The sequence below is a fragment of the Enterococcus sp. DIV2385 genome, assembly GCF_051711925.1.
Taxonomy (GTDB): domain Bacteria; phylum Bacillota; class Bacilli; order Lactobacillales; family Enterococcaceae; genus Enterococcus; species Enterococcus faecalis.
The window spans coordinates 873,196-891,872 of record NZ_JBIONV010000001.1 but is presented as its reverse complement, the minus strand read 5'-3'; the positions used below and the strand labels follow the sequence as shown (position 1 = coordinate 891,872).

Below are 18,677 nucleotides of genomic sequence, written 5' to 3'. Positions count from 1 at the left end.
TGAAACGCTGATCCACGTTGTGAGCAGAAGCACTTTATAAGGATTAAACTGTGACGAGTAACCGCAGGACTGACACTATGCGTTGCTCAGAGCTGAACCCTGTTTCCTCTGTTTGGCTTTTTAGCATTCTATTTCTACCTAATTTTAAAGCAAGTTAAACCCATTGTCCTTTCAACATAATCTTGCGTTTCTGCGGTTTTCTAGCAATCACTTCTGCTGTAGAAGCTGCTTCTGTAAAGATAAAGTTTGCTTCGTCGCCTTCTGTAAACCAAAAGCGTTCTTCTTCAAATGAAAAAGGTGCTTCTTTGCCGCAGCCATGGACGTAAGCTTGAGTAAGTTGCTCTTCTGTAATCTTTCCTGTCATTTCACAAAAATTACGTAATTTTTCAAATAAATCACCTGAAACATTAGAACTCCAAGAGTCAAAAAAGCCATCACTACCTAAATGAACCGATACACCAGCTTGGCGTAACACATCAATTGGTGGCAATAAATAACGAGGATCATAGGGAATTGTAGACATAATCGCCGTTTGATGCGTTGCCAAGCGTTGGTATAGTTTTTCTTTTTCTGCTGGTCGTACATCTAGCAGCGCAAAGGCGTGACTGATAGCTGTTCGCTGAGTAAATTTTCGTTCTTCCAAAATGTCTAAAAATTTATCAATTGTATAAACACCCACTTCCCCCGTATCATGCAAGTGAATATCGATTCCTACTTGAAATTCTTCTGCCAGATCGAAAATGGTTTCTAAAGATTCTTCAATTGCATAATCAATGCCTGCAGGATCTAAACCGCCAACCATTGTTCCACCATTTTTTAGGGCTTCTCTCATGAGTAAAACCGTGTGGGAATTTTTTAATAATCCATGCTGTGGAAAGACAACAATATCATAATCAATCACATGCGCATATTTTTCTAAGGCTCTTTTGACGCCCCAGAAGTTTTCTAATTCTACATAAGGATCAATGTTGACATGTGTCCGAATATAAGAGGCTCCATAACCAATCAATTTTTCAATCATGGCCGTCGCTCGTTGTTCTGTTGACGGAGCTAACAATTTAAGTTCACTGGCTTCGTCTGCTAAACGCTCTTTTAAATTCTTAACAGGTTGGCTAGCACGCCAGCCTAATGAAAGGTAGGTTTTATCTAAGTGATTATGGCTCTCTTGAAAAGCGGGAATAGCCAGTTGTCCGTTTAAATCAGTGCCTTGTTGCTTTTCAGTGACTTGATTTTGCGGAATAATCGCTTGGATTTTCCCTTCTTGAATCGCTAAAGTATAGCGTGCGGTTTTAGTATACGTTAATTCGTGGTGGTCTTTAGCAAAACCAGTTTCTAAACGAACATTATTCAAATAAACAATGGATGCTGTCATTCTCTTTCCCCCTTTTGAACGGCTTCAAACAGTTGTCCTTTTAGTATCAGTTGTTGGATTGGCTGTTGGCGTGCAATCACGTGAGCAGTGCTCTCAGCATTAAATAGTAGGAAATCTGCAGAATCGCCGACGTTAGGCCAAACTCGCTGCCCGTTAGGATCAAGAGGCGTTACAAAATTACTCGCTAAGCCCCATAAACGATTCAAGCGATACTCATCGCTAATTTTAAATCTTTGAGCGGCTGTATTTAATTTTTCTATTGTATTGCCACTGCCAAAAGGCGACCAATGATCCGTCAAACTGTCATGAGCCACGGAGATCTTAACACCTTGTTCAACCAAGGTTGGAATCGGCATGGTGGGCATTCCAATTGGTACAGTCGAAGTCAAATCAATACCTGTTTCGATGAATTTTTGCGCAATGTCTCTAATTGCTGCTTCTTCTAAGCTCCCTAAGGCTAAAGCATGACTTAAAGTGACTTCGCCAAACATCTTTGCTTGTTCTGTATAATCAACAAATTTATTAAATTCATAAAGTCCCAAAGTATCACGGGCGTGTAAATGAACATCAATTTTTTTATTAAATGTGGTAGCTAATTCAAATATTTTTGCGATTGAATGATCCACATGACGATCCACAAGGGCTGGATCAACGCCGCCGACATGAGTTGCCCCCATGCGTAAGGCTTCGCGCATCAAAGGTTCGACTTGTGAGCGGAGTAATCCGTGTTGAGGAAAAGCCACAATTTCATGAGTAATGTATTGTTCATATCGACTAAATGCTTCTTTAGTAATTTCAATATGTTTCGTTCCAATAGATGGATCTACATTACAATGACTGCGAATATGATAATGGCCTTGTTGAATATACTGCTCAATAACTTGGCAAGCACGTTCTAAACTAGTTGGTAATTGTTCAGGTAACAGCCAAGTTTCTTCTTCAATACGTGTTAAAATTCCTTTCGTTAGTGGACGACAGGCCTTCCAAGGTCCCCCAAAATACGTTTTATCAATATGAATATGCATTTCTCTTAGAGCAGGTAAAACGAGTTGCTGATTCACATCGATAACTGTTTCGTTCTCTAAAGGCCTTAACTGCGGTGCGACCGCAGTACAGACCTCGTTTTCAATTCGAATATCATAGCTAGCTGTTTCTGTCGCAACAATTCGCTGATTCACAGTAGAAAATCCTGTTTCTAATTTACAGTTTTTTAAAAGCATGACAAACCCCTTCCTACCTTCATTCAATTAGTTAACATAAGCCCATTTTAAACTGTACGTAGGTCCAAATGAATGCCAATACAGATCCTTGATTTTTTGATTAGCTAATACAGAAATGCTTCGATTGTAGATTGGTGCTAAAACCGTTTCCTGATTCACCAAAATATCTTGTGCTTGAGCAAAGTCATTTAAACGAGCCTCTTGATCAGCCGCATGTGTTGTTCTAGTTTCTTGAATTAATTGATCATACGTATCACTCTTGAACGTTACGCCGCCCAAGGTACTATCCGAAGTAAAGATGCGCATAACTGTTAATGGATCACGATAATCGGTTCCCCAACCAGATAATTCTAAATCATAGTCTCTCGTTTGATCACGATCAACACGAATAGTAAAAGGAACTTGAGTAACATTCACTTCTAATCCATCTAGATTTTCTTCCAATTGAAATTGGAAAAACTCAGCAGCTTTTTTGGCGCTGTCTGTATCATCTGTTAAAAATTCTAATTTGATTTTATCCAGCCCAATTTCTTTTTTCCCTTTTTCCCAGAATTCTTTTGCTTTCGCTGTATCGTAGGTTAAATAGTTATTTTTCTTAGCAGCTAGTTTTGTGAAATCTGTTCCATCTGGCGCAATCGTTTGTCCCGGCGGAATTACTTGATCTGTAGCCGTTGATTGATCTTGCAAGACTTCTTTTACAAAACTTTCTTTATCAAAAGCTTGTGCCAACGCTTTACGAATATTGTTGTTCGCTAAAGCCGGATTTTCTTTTCCATCACGAACGCTGTTCATTTTTAAAAAGTATGTGACGAATTGAGGAATTGAAAGAAAGGCTGGATTATCAACATAACCAGGAATAAATTCACCACTTAGCTTATTCACTACATCCAATTCATTCGAGTCAAACAAATTCACCGCTGTCGTTGGGCTCTTAATTACTGAAACTTTCGCTTCTGTTAATTTAACTTTTTCAGCATCCCAATACGTATCATTTTTTTCGTAGGTCCAGTCATCGGAAGAGGCATTATCCCATTCTTTCAATTTAAAAGGACCATTATAAATCAAATGTTCTGCATCAGTGGCATATTTATCCCCTTGTTCTTTGATATATTTTTCATTTTGTGGAAACAAAACAGGAAACGAAAGTAATGATTTCAAATAAGGGGTAGGCCGCTCTAAAGTTATTTCTAACGTTTTATCATCTAGCGCCTTAACCCCAAGAGTATTCACATCTGCGCCTTCTAAAGCAATTTCCTTAGCATTTTTAATGACATCAAAAAATAACGCTTGATGAATCGACCCTGATTTAGGGGAAGCAACTTGTTGCCATGCATAAACAAAGTCGTTTGCTGTTACTGGATCATCATTCGACCATTTGGCATCTTCTCTAATCTTAAATGTATAAACGGTTTCATCTTCAGAAATCGCTGGTTCTTCGGCAGCGACCCCCAACTCTAATTCATCTTCTTTACCTAAAACATAGAGTCCTTCATAAACTTGATTCATGACTAAAGTCGAGGTCGTATCCCCCGCTGTGTGTGGTTCCATTGTCGAAATAGCCGCTTCAGAACTAATTGCAATTTTTTGTTCCGCTGCTTTGTTACTATCAGCCGAGTTTCCCGTTCCCGCCTGACAAGCCGTTAAAGCTAAAAGCAAACCGACGCATCCTAACATTTTTAATTTCTTCATACCGATCCCTCCATTTTACAAACTATAACCTTCAAAGTTACCAGAATTTTCTGATAAAATATAGAAAAAGAAGCATATCTGATAAGAGTCTCAAAAAACTTACAGATTATAGAAATACTTGAGAAATTTAAAGTAGCTGAAACAATAGTAAAAGCATTAAAAATTAAGTATACTATTGCTATATCTTTAAACGATGCGTTTCTATAGGTTGTAAGCGCTGATTGTTCTTATTTGGTCACTTGTGACTACCAATCACGTGATGACTTGGAACTTTTTTCTATTAGTATAAGGATACCTTATTTTCCCTAAAATAGTTTTGTAACATCTTACAATAAATACACTTAATTTTTAGATAATTCATACAAAAGGAGGCCTTGCTAATGATGACGGTCAATGATCTACTCCATGCAGAAGAACTACCTGGTTTAACCTTATTGACGCACGAGACCAATTTAGATGCGCCAATTCTACAAGCAAATATTTTAGAAAATCCTGATGCTTTTGACTGGTTAACACCAGGAGAAATTTTATTAACTACCGGCTATATTTTCAAAGATCAGCCTTGCTTGCAAAAACGTCTTATTCAAGAACTAGCAAATATGAACTGCGCTGCTCTAGGCTTTAAAGTCCAACGTTATTTCAATGAAGTTCCACAAGAGATGATCCAATTAGCGAATGACGTCGGATTACCAATTCTCTCAATCCCTTATAATTACAACTTTTCTCAAATTATTTCATTGGTCAATCGCCGAGTCAATCAACCTGACGAAACGATTAGCCAACATTCTGTTCATATGCATAATAAATTTTATACAATTATCAAAGCTGGCGGAAAAAGTACCCAATTACTGGAAGTATTAAGTGCCGCGATTCAAGCGCCTGTAATGCTTTTAGACGAGCGTTTTCAGATTATGAATCATTTTGATTTACCTGATGCGCCAACAAGAATCACCAGTATTTTAAACAACGCGACTCTCAAAAAACAGTTTGAGACAGCTTTAAAAGCCCAGAACAATGAGCTCCTATTATTTTATAAAGAACCATTGACTGTTGAATTTTCCTTAGCGAACCATCATTTATCTTTGCGAATTTTACCCATCAAAAAGAAAAATCTCAGCTTATCTTACTTAGTGATTTGGCAAACTACCAAAAAATTACAGACGATTGATTTATTATCTGTGGAGGTCTGTGCTCACTACCTTTTACCACAACTTCAATTAGAATCTTCGGAAAATTTAACAACGAGGCAAAAGATCGGGGCGCTGTTTCAAGACCTTATCCAAGAAAAAAATACCAATCCTCAAGCTTGGCAAGAATTTAGTAATTATCTGCAATTAAATGAAAAAGATACATTTAGTCTCTTGCTTGTAGCCATTGAACAATTGGAACAACTGTTTAATCCGACTATTCAAATGAATAGCATTGGCCATCAATTGAATCATATTTTAGAAGGATATCGACAAAAAATTACTGCCTTTCCTACACAAACTGGCTTTATTTTATTACTAGAAAATCCAGCACAAGAGGAAGCCACCTACCTTGCACAAACCACTCATCTTGCCAAGAATTTACTAGAGCAATTAATGAAACTGAATCCAAAATTATCATTTAAATTAGCGATTGGGCCAACTGTCAAAAAAATCACCAATCTGTGTGATTCTTATAAATTAGCACAAGAAACATTCCACTTAGCACAAGCAAGTCAAGAATTACAACAACGAACTATTTTGAATTATGACGACCTCTTTTTTTATCGTTTAATGATCGAAACCCTGACCAAACAAGCCAAACAAAAAATATATCAACGATTGATTGAACCATTGGAAAAAGAAGATCAAAAACATGAAAGTTCCCTACTAGAAACCATCAACACCTACTTTCAATCGAATAAAAATATTTCGTTGACTGCCACAAATATGTATGTACATCGTAATACAATTATTTACCGCTTAAAAAAAATAGAAGAGATTCTTCACTTAACTTTAGAATTTCCTGATAGTTCGCTACAACTAAGTTTGGCTGTTTATTTATACAAACAAAAATTACTATAAAAAAGCCACCACGAATAGTAAATCGTGGCGGCTTTTTTAACTGTTTCAATTTTGTTAGCGAATAATCATTACAGAAATTGGTGCATATCGAGCCATATAAGCTGCTTGGCTACCAAAAAAGCTTTTTAATTTGCTAGTTGACTTGGAGCCAATAATTAACAAATCTGGTTTATTCAAAGGAATAAGCTTATTAATAATTAATTCCCCTGGGTTTCCTTCATTGACAATTACACTTACTTTATCGATGCCATTCGCTGACGCTTCTTGTTGATATTTTTCCGTTTGTTTCTCTAATTTCGCCAACTGTTCTTGCCAATAATTTTTATCTAACGATTGGTAAACATTAATCTCTTTCTCTTCTAAAATCGAAACAATAACCAATTCAGCTTGTTCTTCTTTTGCTTTTTGGATAGCATAATGAAATGCTTTTAACGCATCTGGCGACTCTTCAACACCAACCATAATTTTTGAAAATTTCATTATTTAACCTCCTCTACTTGTTGCTCCATAGCTGCAAGCTGCTGTGCATATCGTTTATCGCCTTTATATAATTCCACAACCGTCCAAACTAACAAGAGGATGACGAGTGCTATGATGACATAGGCAATATTATCGGCTAACGTAATTTGACTCGCTGTCGGATTATCACCGAAGAATCCTTCAATTTGATCAGGTAAGCCTTTCATATTGAGGTAAATTAAGCCAATGACAGAAACCCAGCCTAACAATTTAATTAACCACGAGTTTTTAAAATGTTCCCCCATTTCAACACGGCTATCTGTAAACATCAGTAAAGGCAACATCGAAAATGGCAAAGCAAATGCTAGAAAAACTTGTGAATTGTTCATTAAATTATTAATCGCGATATGCTCCTCCACTGTACTTTTTCCGCTGGTCATTAAAACACAGATTAAGACAGGAATAACAGATAACAAACGTGTGACCATCCGACGTAACCAAATTGGTACACGCATATGAATAAACCCTTCCATAATGATTTGACCAGTTAAGGTTCCTGTAATTGTTGAATTTTGTCCTGATGCCAATAAGGCTACCGCAAATAAAATCGATAAAATTCCAGATCCTGCAATATGCGCTAAAATAGAATTACTCATAACCGCTGGATTTGATAAAGCATCAAACAAACCAAAGAATGAAGGATCTTTGACACTGCCGGATTTAAAAACGGCCACACCCATAATCAATAATAAAGAGTTAACAAAAAATGCCATCGTTAATTGAATATTAGAATCCCAAGTTGAAAAGCGTAAAGCGCGTTGAATATCGGTTTTATCTTTACGATCAATTTTACGACTTTGCACAACAGAAGAATGTAAATACAAATTATGAGGCATCACTGTTGCACCAATAATCCCCAATGCACCTGTCAGTGGCGTTTGCCCATTCACCGCATGTGATGTAGAAAAAGCTTCTGCGCTAGGAACCAGCCCTTTAATTACATCTCCCCATACTGGATTTGACAATGCCACTTGATAAGCAAAAATCACAAAAATAACAACAATTAAAGCAACAACAATAGCTTCAATTTTTCTAAAACCAATTTTTGTCAATAACAACAAAAGTAAAACATCAAATACCGTAATGAAGACAGCCAGACCTAAAGGAATATGAAATAATAAATATAAGGCAATTGCTCCCCCGATAACTTCAGCGATATCTGTAGCCATAATTGCTAACTCTGTTAAAATCCATAATACAATACCTAACGTCTTACTAGTTCTAGCACGAATCGCTTGTGCTAAATCCATCTGTGAAACAATGCCTAATTTAGCAGCCATATATTGGAGCAACATTGCAATCAAACTGGAAATTAAAATAATCGACATCAATAAATATTGAAAATTTTGTCCCCCAGTAATTGAAGTAGACCAGTTTCCTGGATCCATATACCCCACTGCTACCAATGCTCCTGGACCTGAGTAAGCAAATAACGTTTTCCAAAAACTCATATTTTTAGGCACGTCGATGGTGCCATTAATTTCTTCAAGCGAAGGGCCATTTGCATATTCAATCAAATGATGTCTTTGCTTTGGTTCATGTTCTTCTGAATTTTTCAATTCAATTCCTTCTTTCGTTTTGCAATAATTTTAAAAGGTCCTTCCCGTCAGAAGGTTAACCTCCAATATATTTTAGGTACACCTAAAATATACTGCTAAAAATAACAAAATACAAGACTTGAGAGAAAATTTTGACAGTGTAAAAATAGGTTGTCGTAAATGTGCGATCTTAAAGTTTGAAGAAATTAGGGTACCTGGTAGTTGATTATCTTAAGAAGTAGAAAATAAAGGACCTAAGTCATTTCGGCTTAGGTCCCTTATTTTGTTTTTATTCGGTTACTCTATTAAGAATGGTTGCTACAATTTCTGTCGTGTCAGCTGAATGATTTCTAAAAATCTCGGTAAACTTAATCTGACGAAAACCTTCAAGTACTTCGGGCAACTTATTTTTCCCCCATTCAAAAGTTCCATCATTTCTTTTCAATAATCTTTGTAAAAATTCTTCTTTCTCGACCGCTAACAAAAAATGATAAACGTTAACGCCTGCTCGTCTCAAATATCCAATCAGCTCTTCTTCATATTCTTTTTTATAAAGGGTCATTGGAACAATAATCGGCCGTCCAGACTCTTTGGACATTCGTTTTAATAAATGAGCATTCCAGCAACGCCATTCCTGATACTCTTGAAAATCATTTTCTTTCATTTCTTCGGGAACTAACTCCATCAATGCACTACCAATAATTTCTGGATCATAAATGATTGCATTGGGAAGTTTTTGTTGTAACTCATGTGCAATGGTCGTTTTTCCGGCTCCAAACGCACCGTTTAACCAAATAATCATCATAATTTCCTTTCTTCTGAACAAATTTCTTTGTTGTTTAATTTAGGTGCTAGATTACTTTTAATTTTTTTAGCTTTTGTATTTGTTCATCTACGCTATGTGTGCCATCTAAAAGATAGTCTGAACTTGCTGATACATTTTTTTCATGTTCTATAAATAGCGGTCTAACATTATTTAAATAGTTATGGGCCCACTTAATAATACTTTCTCCTTGAGAATAAGAATAATCTCTAATCACTTGGCGAGCAAAACAAACATCTAATGGCGTTTTCAGGTAGATCACAATATCAATAAAAGGCTTCAAATCATCGTGTAAATAGCCAAATGGAAAGTCTATAAAAATATAATTAAATTTGCCTTGAGCATTCACAGAAAAAAAGTCTTTCATTAACTGGGTAATATCGAATAAATTGACTGCAACGTTGAAATTTTTTAATAAAAAAGCATGGGATGGTGCCGATGGCAAAGCATCAATACTATAATCATCGAATGAAAGTACATAAGCATTTTCAACAGTATCAGATAAAGCATTAATGAGTGTCGTTTTTCCACTTGCTGTCACACCGCTAATTACTATCACTTTTGTTTTCAATACACTACCTCCCAAAATTTTATCCATTCACGTATAGTTACTACTTACATCTTTAACAGTAAACGAGACAAACTAAAAATACAACATCCTATACTATTCACCTTGCGTTACATAACATACTCATCTGATAATTTCTCCCTAAAAAAACAGAATGTGGGCAATCTTTTTAAGAATAATTGAATAGAATAACAACAAACAGTAATTCAGGTATAACCAGCTAGAAATTGTTTTATTTTTAGTCACGAGTATGATAAGCATGTAAATCAAATAGAATCATATTAGGTGAGGTTACTCTGAAGAACACAGGTTATCGCTCGGAAATGTCGAGAGACAGTAACGAGTAAAGCAGGGATTGTCGAATTAAGGCTTTCCTAAGATAACTAGAATTTTTTTCTTACGTCTCAGAAAGCCAAAGCTCAATTATTGTGATTACCCTATAATCTTCTTCTTTTATTCGGCGACCTCTTTAATATGATTAATTGGAGGTTTTTAAATTGAAAGCTGTCACTGCATCATCTAAGAAAAATACCCTACTTGCTAAAAGTATCGGAAATCTTACCTTGCTCATCATTTTAGGCATTTTCATTTTTATCATCGTCTTCTCTTGGCTAAAAATGAATCGCCCTCTCCACACCCTTCCCTCAGAAGAATTCCTCGCAACACCAAGTAAAACAGATGATTTCTTATCTCCATCAAATCTTTTTTACTTTTCAATTCGAACCATGTTTCGAATGATTGTGGGGATGGCTTGGTCCTTCCTGTTTTCCTTTGTTTTTGGTATTTTAGCCGTAAAATATAAAACGGCACGAAGAGTCATTTTACCATTAGTTAATTTCCTTGAATCTGTTCCATTGCTAGGTTTTTTGACCTTTACAACTGCTTGGTTACTTGGTTTATTTCCAGGAAATGTGATGGGCGCAGAAGCGGTTGCTATTTTTGCCATCTTCACAGGTCAAGCTTGGAACATCATGTTGACTCTTTATCAAATAATGGAAGTTATTCCTTCAGATCTAGTCAATGTGACCGATCAGTTCAAGTACAATGCTTGGGAAAAATTTTGGCGTCTTGAATTTGTTTACTCAATTCCTGGCTTACTTTGGAACGTTATTATTTCTCAAACTGCGGCTTGGTTTGCCTTGGTGGCCAGCGAGCAAGCTTCTGTTGCCTTTCCTAAAGAAACCAACCTTTATTTACCAGGAATTGGTTCTTATATCCAAGTAGCATTAAATCGAGCCGACTTTAAATCCTGTTTATGGGCTGTTTTTGCCTTATTAATCAATGTGGTGATTTTAAACTTTTTAGTTTTTCAACCTTTAGTTCGAGCCACTTATTATTTTAAATATGAAACAGATGTCGAAAGTACGACGCCACCTAAATCCATCATTTATCATTTATTAAAAAAAGCAACTTTAACAAAATACTTTTCAAAAGCTTTTGTGAAATTCAGTCATTTTTGGATTTACGATTTACCAAAAGTTTGGTACTTTTTCAAGCTAGACTATCTCTATCGATTACTAGCAAAATTACGCCATTTCTTCAAAACATTATGGTATGTCAGCTTAACCATTATTGGGGTTTATTGTTCTATTAAGCTCTATCATTTCTTGCCCCATCAAGATTTCAGCATGATTCCTAGATTAACCCTTTATACTACACTACGGGTTACCTTGGCCATGGTCGTTGCTGGCATTATCTTTACTCCCTTAGCAATCTGGGTTGCGAATGATAATCGGCGCTTAAGTATCGTTCAACCGATTGGACAAATTTTAGGCTCCATTCCGTCAAATGTTTATACTCCATTCATTGTGTTGATTATTAGTATGGGCTTCAACAAATTAGAATGGTGGATTTTACCACTCATCATGGTTGGTTGCCAATGGTATTTTTTCTTTAATGTAATTGCTGGCTACTTAGCCATCCCTGATGATATTCGTGACGTGACCAAACTTTTTAAATTATCTAAATGGCAATGGTGGACAAAATTTTTGATCCCTTCTATTTTACCTTACCTCATTACAGCAATTATTAACGCTGCTGGTGCTGCTTGGAACGCTGATATCGCAGCAGAAAGCATTCAATGGGGCAAAAAATCAATAGATGTTACTGGCCTAGGACAATATATTGCGGCAAACGATGGCGTAAAAGATAAATCTGCCTTAGGAACCTTAGCGATGTGTTTCGTTGTTGGTTTATGTATTGCCTTTGTTTGGCAACCTTTATATCGAGCAGCAAAACAAAAATTTCACTATTAATAGCTGGACGACTCAACTCGACTAAATTTTTAAGATAAACTAGAGAGGAGAACGATAGGTGATTTCCCTTTACCTATCTAATAAGACGATGGAAAATAAAGAATTATTAAGCATAAAATCAGTATATAAAGAATTTGAAATTGAAGGACATTCAGAACATTTAAAAGTCCTTGAAAATATTGATTTAACAGTTAAAACGAATGAATTTTTAAGTATTATCGGACAATCAGGAACAGGAAAATCAACGTTGCTCAGAAGTATCGCTGGACTTCTTCGTACAACTAGAGGTGAAATTACTTTTGAAGATAAAATCATTAATGAGCCTGATGCCAATATCGGCATGGTTTTTCAACATTTTGCCCTTTTTCCTTGGTTGACAGTTGAAAAAAATATCAGCTTTGGCTTAGAAAACCGTAAAGAAATTTCTCGCGAACAAATAAATAAAAGAGTCAGTAATCTCATTGAAATGATTGGTTTAACTGGTTTTGAAAAAGCTTATCCCAGAGAGTTATCTGGTGGAATGAAACAGCGTGTAGGCTTTGCTCGTGCTTTAGCCATCGAACCTAGCTTATTGCTCTTAGACGAACCTTTTTCAGCTTTAGATATCATTACAGCCAGCCAATTATCTAACGATTTATTAGAAATTTGGCTAAACAATCAAATTGCGACTAAATCAATTGTGATGATCACGCATGATGTTCAACAAGCAGTTCAACTTTCTGATCGGGTTGTATTAATGGATGCAAATCCTGGTCGTATTGCCAAAATTTACTCAATCGATATCCCCAGAAATCAACGTTCGCCAAAAACAACCATTGATATTGTAGAACAAATAACAGAAGAAATGGTTCGTCGCATTCATTTGTAAATAGAACTGTTTTGACTTCTGCTTATGTCTTGACAAAGAGTTACTTAAAAGACTATTATTTCTTTGTAATAAGTTAGGTGAGGCTCCTATACAAACATAGGCTATTGCTCAGAAATGTCGAGAGACACCAATGAGTAGAACAAGACTGGTCGAGGAGAAGGCTTTTCTCAAAATAGCTAAGAGTGATCTTTACGTTGTATAGTGCTAAAGCTCAACGTTCATGTTGATGTATCTTTTTAGTCTCTAGTTAATCAGTTAAGTACTTTTATTTAAAATTAAGAGAGGAGTGAAAGTATGACTACTATGTTAGCAATCATTGGAACTGTTGCAATCATCACAGTTCAAGTTATTGAATATAATATGACAGAAATTCATATTCCCACTGCAGGAACATTTAATGACGATGATGCAGAACCCCCACATTCTTCTGTAACCCTTGTATTTATTCGCACTATACTTATCACTCTCTCACTTAACTTTCCATCTCATTTTTTTGAGATGGTTTTTTTATGTATTCGAGAAAATAATAAACAAAAAAGACTGTTAAATCATTGATTTAACAGTCTTTAGTATACCGGCGGCCAGAGATTGTTTACCTAAAATACCGTCAAATACTTTATAAACACTGTCATTTCAACGTTTCACTTTAAATACTTTTAACTATTTTTCATTTTCTCGCACCATCTTTGCACCAGCTAATTTAGTATTAAATAACAAATTAAAAGAATGAATTCATCAATTTGCGCGTTTTAGATCGTGTTCTAACTTCATATTCCTGAAAGACATGATAGTATGTTTTTCTTATTTCTTCTGGTTTATCTCCAACAATTAAAGCAACTTCTTCTACTGAATAGCCTTGATAGATTAAAAAAGAAACAAAAGTATGTCTGCAACAATGCATAGAAAATTTTGGTTTATCAGTTATGCCACATGTCACAAGAATTTTTTTAATCTCAATATTGGCCTTTCGGTTGTCACAGGCACCTTCTTGCCAATCAAAGAAAATTTGTTTACGTGGATTTTTAATTTGATGAAACTGGCATTTTTTCTGTTGATATTGCCAAAACTTTTGCAAGAGTTCTGCCAAGTTCTGTGGCATTTCTACCTTACGATAGCTATTTTTATTTTTACAAGGAAGCCAATCGCTTGAATTAGACGGCGGATTCATATGATCATAAGTTTTGTTTATATCTACAAACCCTTGTTCAAAGTTTAAATCATCAATTGTAATCCCAACTATTTCAGAAAAACGGCAACCTGTAAGTAGAGAAAAGATGATTACATAATAAATAGAAGATTCTTTATCTCTATGTTGAACAACATACTGTAAAACTTTTTTATACTGAGTATCATCAATATACTTTTGATAAATCGGTTTTTCTTTAGACTTATCTCCAAGTCCTCTCAAAGAACTACCAGAAGTAAACTCAATAGGAATATGCCCCAGAGCAAAAGCCTATTTGACACAAGCACGCATATGAGTATGAAACTTTTCTAAAGTAGCTGGCGAATAGTCTTTAGAAAACCGATTTAATAATTCTACGTACTTATCATTTGTTAAGTCAGATAATGGTGTATCACCTAAATACCTTTTAATATATCTTTTAGTATGCTGATAGTGTCCTTGCGTTTTTTTGGAACAAGCTTCTTTTTTATATTTTTGAAAAAACCATTCAAAATACTCATAAAAAGGAAGCGTAAACGCCATACGTCGATCTTTTGAAGCGACGGATTGCGCATGTTTCACTGCTTTTACTGCTTCAAATTTGGTATCAAAACTACCTAAGGTCTTATTTCTGTATTTTCCACCTTCCTTTTTTACGCTTACAAAAGCACGCCACTTTGTTCCTCGTTTACTAATTCCCATTTAAATCGCCTCTTTTAAAAAGAGCTTTTAAATAGCTATGGTCAAGATAATTATACCGCATCTATCTGAAAACTGGTAAAAATCTCGAAAAAATACTCTTCAATAAACGTTAACATCTTACTTTCTAATATATAATATTTGCCAGCACTACCACCTTTTGGATACGAGACACAACCATTGGGATTTTCTCTTATATCTAAGATTTTTTTTAATCTCGGATTTAAAAGAATTCGTTCATTAAACATTGGTCGACTTAAACAAGTATGTTTTTTCCTAAACGCTTCTACAGAAATACAGTTTCCTTTAAAACCTGCTCTTTTTAAATGATCGTACTCCTCTCTTTGAATTAGAATGAAATTTTTTGGTAAGATTATTTGAGCACTATATTCTATCACTTGTTCCAATTTTTTCACTTCTTTCATCCATTTAGTTTAAATTATTTATTTTTCTTTCTATTAATAAATATCTCTTTAAATCTATCAGCTGCTTTTGTCAGAAGCATCATAGGAATTTCACCTCTCCCCTCATTATGGCGAGCCTCACGGAAGTATCATTAGTTCATTTACGAATCTTGGCCTTAATTGACAGTTAAGTTGCTTTAGAAATTATTCGCTCAAAGATTTTTTTCTTTGTCTTGGCGTAGCTAAAACATGCTCCTCGTAGATGGAAGGTACTGGTAGATTTTTATTTAGTTGTCAAAGAACACAGGCAGGAAATTTAATGGTTATTTCCTGTTTCATATCTATAACAACCAAAACATTCTCTTTTTCAAGACACTAAATAGATTAAAAAAAGTATACTCAAAATTGACACAAATGACGTATGCCCAACTTGAATATCCTACTGTTTACCTGTAAACAATCAGAATATGAAAAAGAACCGACAAGGTATGCCTCAGTGTCATTCAGTTAAGAAAGCAGGAAAACATTTAAGCTTTCCTGCTTTTCCTATGTAAAAGTAATAGAACTTAACAAAGAAGAATTTAATCCAGTTTTGTATTTTGATAAAGAAGTAAAACAAAATAACAATACTAAGTTCTAAAATATAACAAGTTAAAAATAAAAAAGTAATTCTTGTAGAACAAGTTGTACCCCCCTCTAGAAGACATGTCTTCTAGAGGGGGGTATTGTTAAAGATCACTTAAATTACAACTTAATTTTATTCAATTACACACTATTGTATATACGATTTTTCTTAACTTAATGACATTGAGATATACCTTGTTGATTCATAAATCATAATAACCTCTAACTCTAATTACCTTGTTATTCAATCCAATTAGTAAAAAATTTTGAAAAACTACCAATTCCACTATAGAAAGACTAGTAACTTTAAAATATAATTGAATATTGGGACGCAATCAAAGAAATTTACGATATGATTTTGGATTCCTACACGTTTATATTTCAAGGTTTTTGTCACCTTAAATTTAAAAAATCAATCCTATTTAAACAATCGTAAACCAATATTTGTGTAAAATGATACCTATGATTCCGGCAACAACACAACATATTAATCTAGAAATCCATATATTAATTATTGTTGAGTCCAATATTTTATAAAAATATGATGCTGATTTAGAGGATATATACATAAGTATTAACCATTTAATGATATCTTTATACTCCATATGAGACACAACTTTCGTTAGTAAACTTAATCAAACTTCTACCCGTAAACTTTTTTTTAATACAACTGTAAATAATACAAATATTGTTATTAAATTAATTATATATTGTAATAGTGTAAATACATTCGATCCTACGGTAATCGGCAAATAGTAGCCAGGAAAATTTTCTACTACCGCTGATAAAAAAGGATTTGAATATCCATAAACTATATTAGAAAGCAAATTAGGGATAAAAAGCAAGAAAAGTATTAATATACCATACACTGCACCACTACGAAATCCCGATAAAAATAAACAGTATCCACATAAAAAATAGATTACTATGACTAGAATTACGTCAAGTATGAATCCTAATAAAAATATTATCTCTAATTCTCCTGGTACACCTAAGTATTTAGATATGATAAATAAAATTATTCCAATAGCAGAAAATATTGCGCCTACAAATATAGAAATAAGTATGTTACCAATAATATAACCTAGTCTATTTTCTTTTGAATTATATATCAAACTAATAGTTTTGTAAGAAAAGTCATTATTTATTAAATACGTAGACTGGAGAACCATTGCTGTTATCCCTAACATACAATAGAAATTCGAAATATGTTTAATTGTAAATGGTGCAGAATTAACTAAAATAATGTAACACATAATAGATGCTGGGAGTATACTTATCATCAATCCTAGTGGTAAATAGCCACGCGTTATTAGTCTTTTTAGATTATACGAGACGTACCCTGTTATATTAAACTTCATTTTTTTCACCACCAAATTTATCTAAATAAATATTACGAAGAGTATTTTTTTCAGTATGACAATCAATTATAAATATATTTAACTCTTCTAATAAAGTAAAAACGTCACTACTATTTAAGCTTGTCTGTAATGTCAACGTATCTTGAGTTACATTATAAATATTCCCTAATTCTTGCTTATTGATAAACATAGTTAAATCATCATTGTTGGAAAAGATAATTTTTATTATGTTTTGCGAACTCTGATTAATTGTTTCTTCTCCAATAAGAACACCATTTTCTAAAAATAGAATCCTATCACAGATTATTTCTATATCTTCTAATTTGTGGCTGGAAATTAATATACCTAAATCCGTTTTAATAGCAAGTTTTTTCAGAGCGTTCAACATTTCATATGATGATTCAACATCCATTCCATTAGTGGGCTCATCTAGTACAACATAATCTGGATAATTTAAGATAGAAATAACCACTGCTAATTTTTGCTTCATTCCCAAAGAATATTCTCTAACCTTTTTATTCAATATTTGATATAAATTTAGACTTACTAATAAATCTTTGAATTCGTTTATATCAAATTTATTCCCATAAATTCTAGAAAAATATATTAAATGTTCTAACCCAGACATACTTGCTATTAGTTTTGGCTCTTCAATTAAATATCCTATCGAGCTATTTCTCATAATAGATCCATTAAAGTTAAGGATATTTTCAGTAATAATCTTCATTAACGTGCTTTTCCCTGCACCATTTCTACCAACTAATCCTATTATTTCACCTTTTTTAAAATTGAAAGATATATTATCTAATACACTTGTATTGTTATAAGATTTAGATACTTTATTAATATTCATATTCTTTCTCCTAACTGCTAGTCAGCATATTCATCCTATGATTTTTATAAGTAATTAACATAAATCTTGTTTATATTTTTTAAGTAAGTAAATTAAAGATATAGAAAATGCTAGTGCATATTTGAATAAGAATAGTATATTTTGCATGTATTCTTTAGGAAAGAATAAGTCACACAAAACAATGGTTACCAACATATAGCAACATACATTTAAATGAATTTTTGTTGTGCGCTCATCTCTTTGTCCCAACTTTAATAACAGATATACTAAAGTAATAGAACTAATCATTACAAGTAAAAAACCAACACCAATAAGTAAATTATAATTCCCAATACTTTTTTCTGACCATTCATTTAAGGCGTTAAATGAAAATCCAATAGATTTATTCATCATTATTTTGTCCTCCTAAATCGTATTCAAAAATCTCTGTAAGCGGTACATTAAAAAAATTTGATATTCGAAATGCTAATAGTAACGACGGTACATAGTTTCCCTTTTCCATAACAAAAATTGTTTGTTTAGATACACCAACTCTATCAGCTAATTCTTGTTGTGATAGTCTGGCTAAAACTCTATATTCGTAAACTTTATTACGTATAGATTCTTCGTGTATTTTTTTCTTCATATAGTCACCCTACTTATAGTTAATTAACCGTGTGAAAAACGTT

18 protein-coding genes and 2 riboswitches are annotated in these 18,677 nt (G+C 33.9%); of the genes, 4 read left to right on the top strand and 14 right to left on the bottom strand.

Annotated features, from left to right (window positions below):
* Positions 1-154 precede the first annotated feature (154 nt).
* The 3 genes from IGM04_RS04430 to IGM04_RS04420 are packed head-to-tail and all read right to left on the bottom strand — an operon-like array spanning position 155 to position 4,281.
* The gene (locus tag IGM04_RS04430; RefSeq protein ID WP_086317773.1) at positions 155-1,372 is read right to left on the bottom strand and encodes an amidohydrolase; all 1,218 of its coding nucleotides are present in this window, start codon (positions 1,370-1,372) and stop codon (positions 155-157) included.
* Positions 1,369-2,619 (bottom strand): amidohydrolase family protein, encoded by a 1,251-nt coding sequence (locus IGM04_RS04425; protein ID WP_179189108.1) that lies wholly within the window; start codon positions 2,617-2,619, stop codon positions 1,369-1,371. The genes IGM04_RS04430 and IGM04_RS04425 overlap by 4 nt, the downstream gene beginning before the upstream one ends.
* Positions 2,620-4,281 carry a peptide ABC transporter substrate-binding protein gene (locus tag IGM04_RS04420; RefSeq protein ID WP_002363656.1) on the bottom strand — a complete coding sequence of 554 codons (1,662 nt, stop codon included), beginning with the start codon at positions 4,279-4,281 and terminating at the stop codon, positions 2,620-2,622. It abuts the gene before it with no gap.
* A gap of 380 nt (positions 4,282-4,661) precedes the next feature.
* On the opposite strand from IGM04_RS04420, the gene IGM04_RS04415 reads away from it, so the two are divergent.
* Positions 4,662-6,332 (top strand): PucR family transcriptional regulator, encoded by a 1,671-nt coding sequence (locus tag IGM04_RS04415; protein ID WP_086317771.1) that lies wholly within the window; start codon positions 4,662-4,664, stop codon positions 6,330-6,332.
* A gap of 54 nt (positions 6,333-6,386) precedes the next feature.
* On the opposite strand, the gene IGM04_RS04410 is transcribed toward IGM04_RS04415, so the two are convergent.
* From IGM04_RS04410 to IGM04_RS04395, 4 genes are all read right to left on the bottom strand, one after another.
* The gene (locus IGM04_RS04410; protein ID WP_010822665.1) at positions 6,387-6,812 is read right to left on the bottom strand and encodes a universal stress protein; all 426 of its coding nucleotides are present in this window, start codon (positions 6,810-6,812) and stop codon (positions 6,387-6,389) included.
* Positions 6,812-8,410, bottom strand: coding sequence for an Nramp family divalent metal transporter (locus tag IGM04_RS04405; protein ID WP_002382010.1), 1,599 nt, complete (start codon positions 8,408-8,410; stop codon positions 6,812-6,814). Before IGM04_RS04405 ends, IGM04_RS04410 begins: the two co-directional genes overlap by 1 nt.
* Positions 8,411-8,678: 268 nt before the next feature.
* Positions 8,679-9,194: an AAA family ATPase gene (locus IGM04_RS04400; RefSeq protein WP_179189107.1), complete on the bottom strand. Its 516-nt coding sequence runs from the start codon at positions 9,192-9,194 to the stop codon at positions 8,679-8,681.
* A 46-nt stretch (positions 9,195-9,240) separates the two neighbouring features.
* Entirely contained in the window at positions 9,241-9,810 is a 570-nt protein-coding gene (locus IGM04_RS04395; protein WP_025191845.1) for an adenylyl-sulfate kinase, read from the bottom strand.
* A 240-nt stretch (positions 9,811-10,050) separates the two neighbouring features.
* A riboswitch (M-box (ykoK) riboswitch) is annotated at positions 10,051-10,218 on the top strand.
* Between the two features lie 44 nt (positions 10,219-10,262).
* Here IGM04_RS04395 and IGM04_RS04390 point away from each other — a divergent pair.
* The 3 genes from IGM04_RS04390 (at position 10,263) to IGM04_RS04380 (ending at position 13,458) form a co-directional block, all read left to right on the top strand.
* The gene (locus IGM04_RS04390; RefSeq protein WP_002384764.1) at positions 10,263-12,035 is read left to right on the top strand and encodes an ABC transporter permease subunit; all 1,773 of its coding nucleotides are present in this window, start codon (positions 10,263-10,265) and stop codon (positions 12,033-12,035) included.
* A gap of 88 nt (positions 12,036-12,123) precedes the next feature.
* The gene (locus IGM04_RS04385; protein WP_002360638.1) at positions 12,124-12,903 is read left to right on the top strand and encodes an ABC transporter ATP-binding protein; all 780 of its coding nucleotides are present in this window, start codon (positions 12,124-12,126) and stop codon (positions 12,901-12,903) included.
* Between the two features lie 62 nt (positions 12,904-12,965).
* Positions 12,966-13,133: riboswitch (M-box (ykoK) riboswitch) on the top strand.
* A gap of 64 nt (positions 13,134-13,197) precedes the next feature.
* Complete coding sequence (locus IGM04_RS04380) at positions 13,198-13,458, top strand: hypothetical protein (protein ID WP_002401593.1); 261 nt, start codon at positions 13,198-13,200, stop codon at positions 13,456-13,458.
* A 163-nt stretch (positions 13,459-13,621) separates the two neighbouring features.
* On the opposite strand, the gene IGM04_RS04375 is transcribed toward IGM04_RS04380, so the two are convergent.
* From IGM04_RS04375 to IGM04_RS04345, 7 genes are all read right to left on the bottom strand, one after another.
* A complete protein-coding gene (locus IGM04_RS04375; protein ID WP_256924905.1) occupies positions 13,622-14,311 on the bottom strand; it encodes a site-specific integrase in 690 nt (229 codons plus the stop codon).
* Between the two features lie 48 nt (positions 14,312-14,359).
* Positions 14,360-14,770, bottom strand: a complete 411-nt coding sequence (locus IGM04_RS04370; RefSeq protein WP_256924904.1) for a phage integrase SAM-like domain-containing protein — start codon at positions 14,768-14,770, stop codon at positions 14,360-14,362.
* A 50-nt stretch (positions 14,771-14,820) separates the two neighbouring features.
* Positions 14,821-15,192, bottom strand: coding sequence for a DUF771 domain-containing protein (locus IGM04_RS04365; RefSeq protein WP_086317770.1), 372 nt, complete (start codon positions 15,190-15,192; stop codon positions 14,821-14,823).
* A 1,238-nt stretch (positions 15,193-16,430) separates the two neighbouring features.
* Complete coding sequence (locus IGM04_RS04360) at positions 16,431-16,985, bottom strand: ABC transporter permease (protein WP_256924902.1); 555 nt, start codon at positions 16,983-16,985, stop codon at positions 16,431-16,433.
* Positions 16,986-17,145: 160 nt separating this feature from the next.
* Positions 17,146-18,009: an ABC transporter ATP-binding protein gene (locus IGM04_RS04355; RefSeq protein ID WP_010824512.1), complete on the bottom strand. Its 864-nt coding sequence runs from the start codon at positions 18,007-18,009 to the stop codon at positions 17,146-17,148.
* Between the two features lie 54 nt (positions 18,010-18,063).
* Positions 18,064-18,402 (bottom strand): hypothetical protein, encoded by a 339-nt coding sequence (locus IGM04_RS04350; protein ID WP_010824511.1) that lies wholly within the window; start codon positions 18,400-18,402, stop codon positions 18,064-18,066.
* Positions 18,392-18,634 (bottom strand): helix-turn-helix transcriptional regulator, encoded by a 243-nt coding sequence (locus IGM04_RS04345; RefSeq protein ID WP_010824510.1) that lies wholly within the window; start codon positions 18,632-18,634, stop codon positions 18,392-18,394. Before IGM04_RS04345 ends, IGM04_RS04350 begins: the two co-directional genes overlap by 11 nt.
* Between the last annotated feature and the right edge of the window lie 43 nt (positions 18,635-18,677).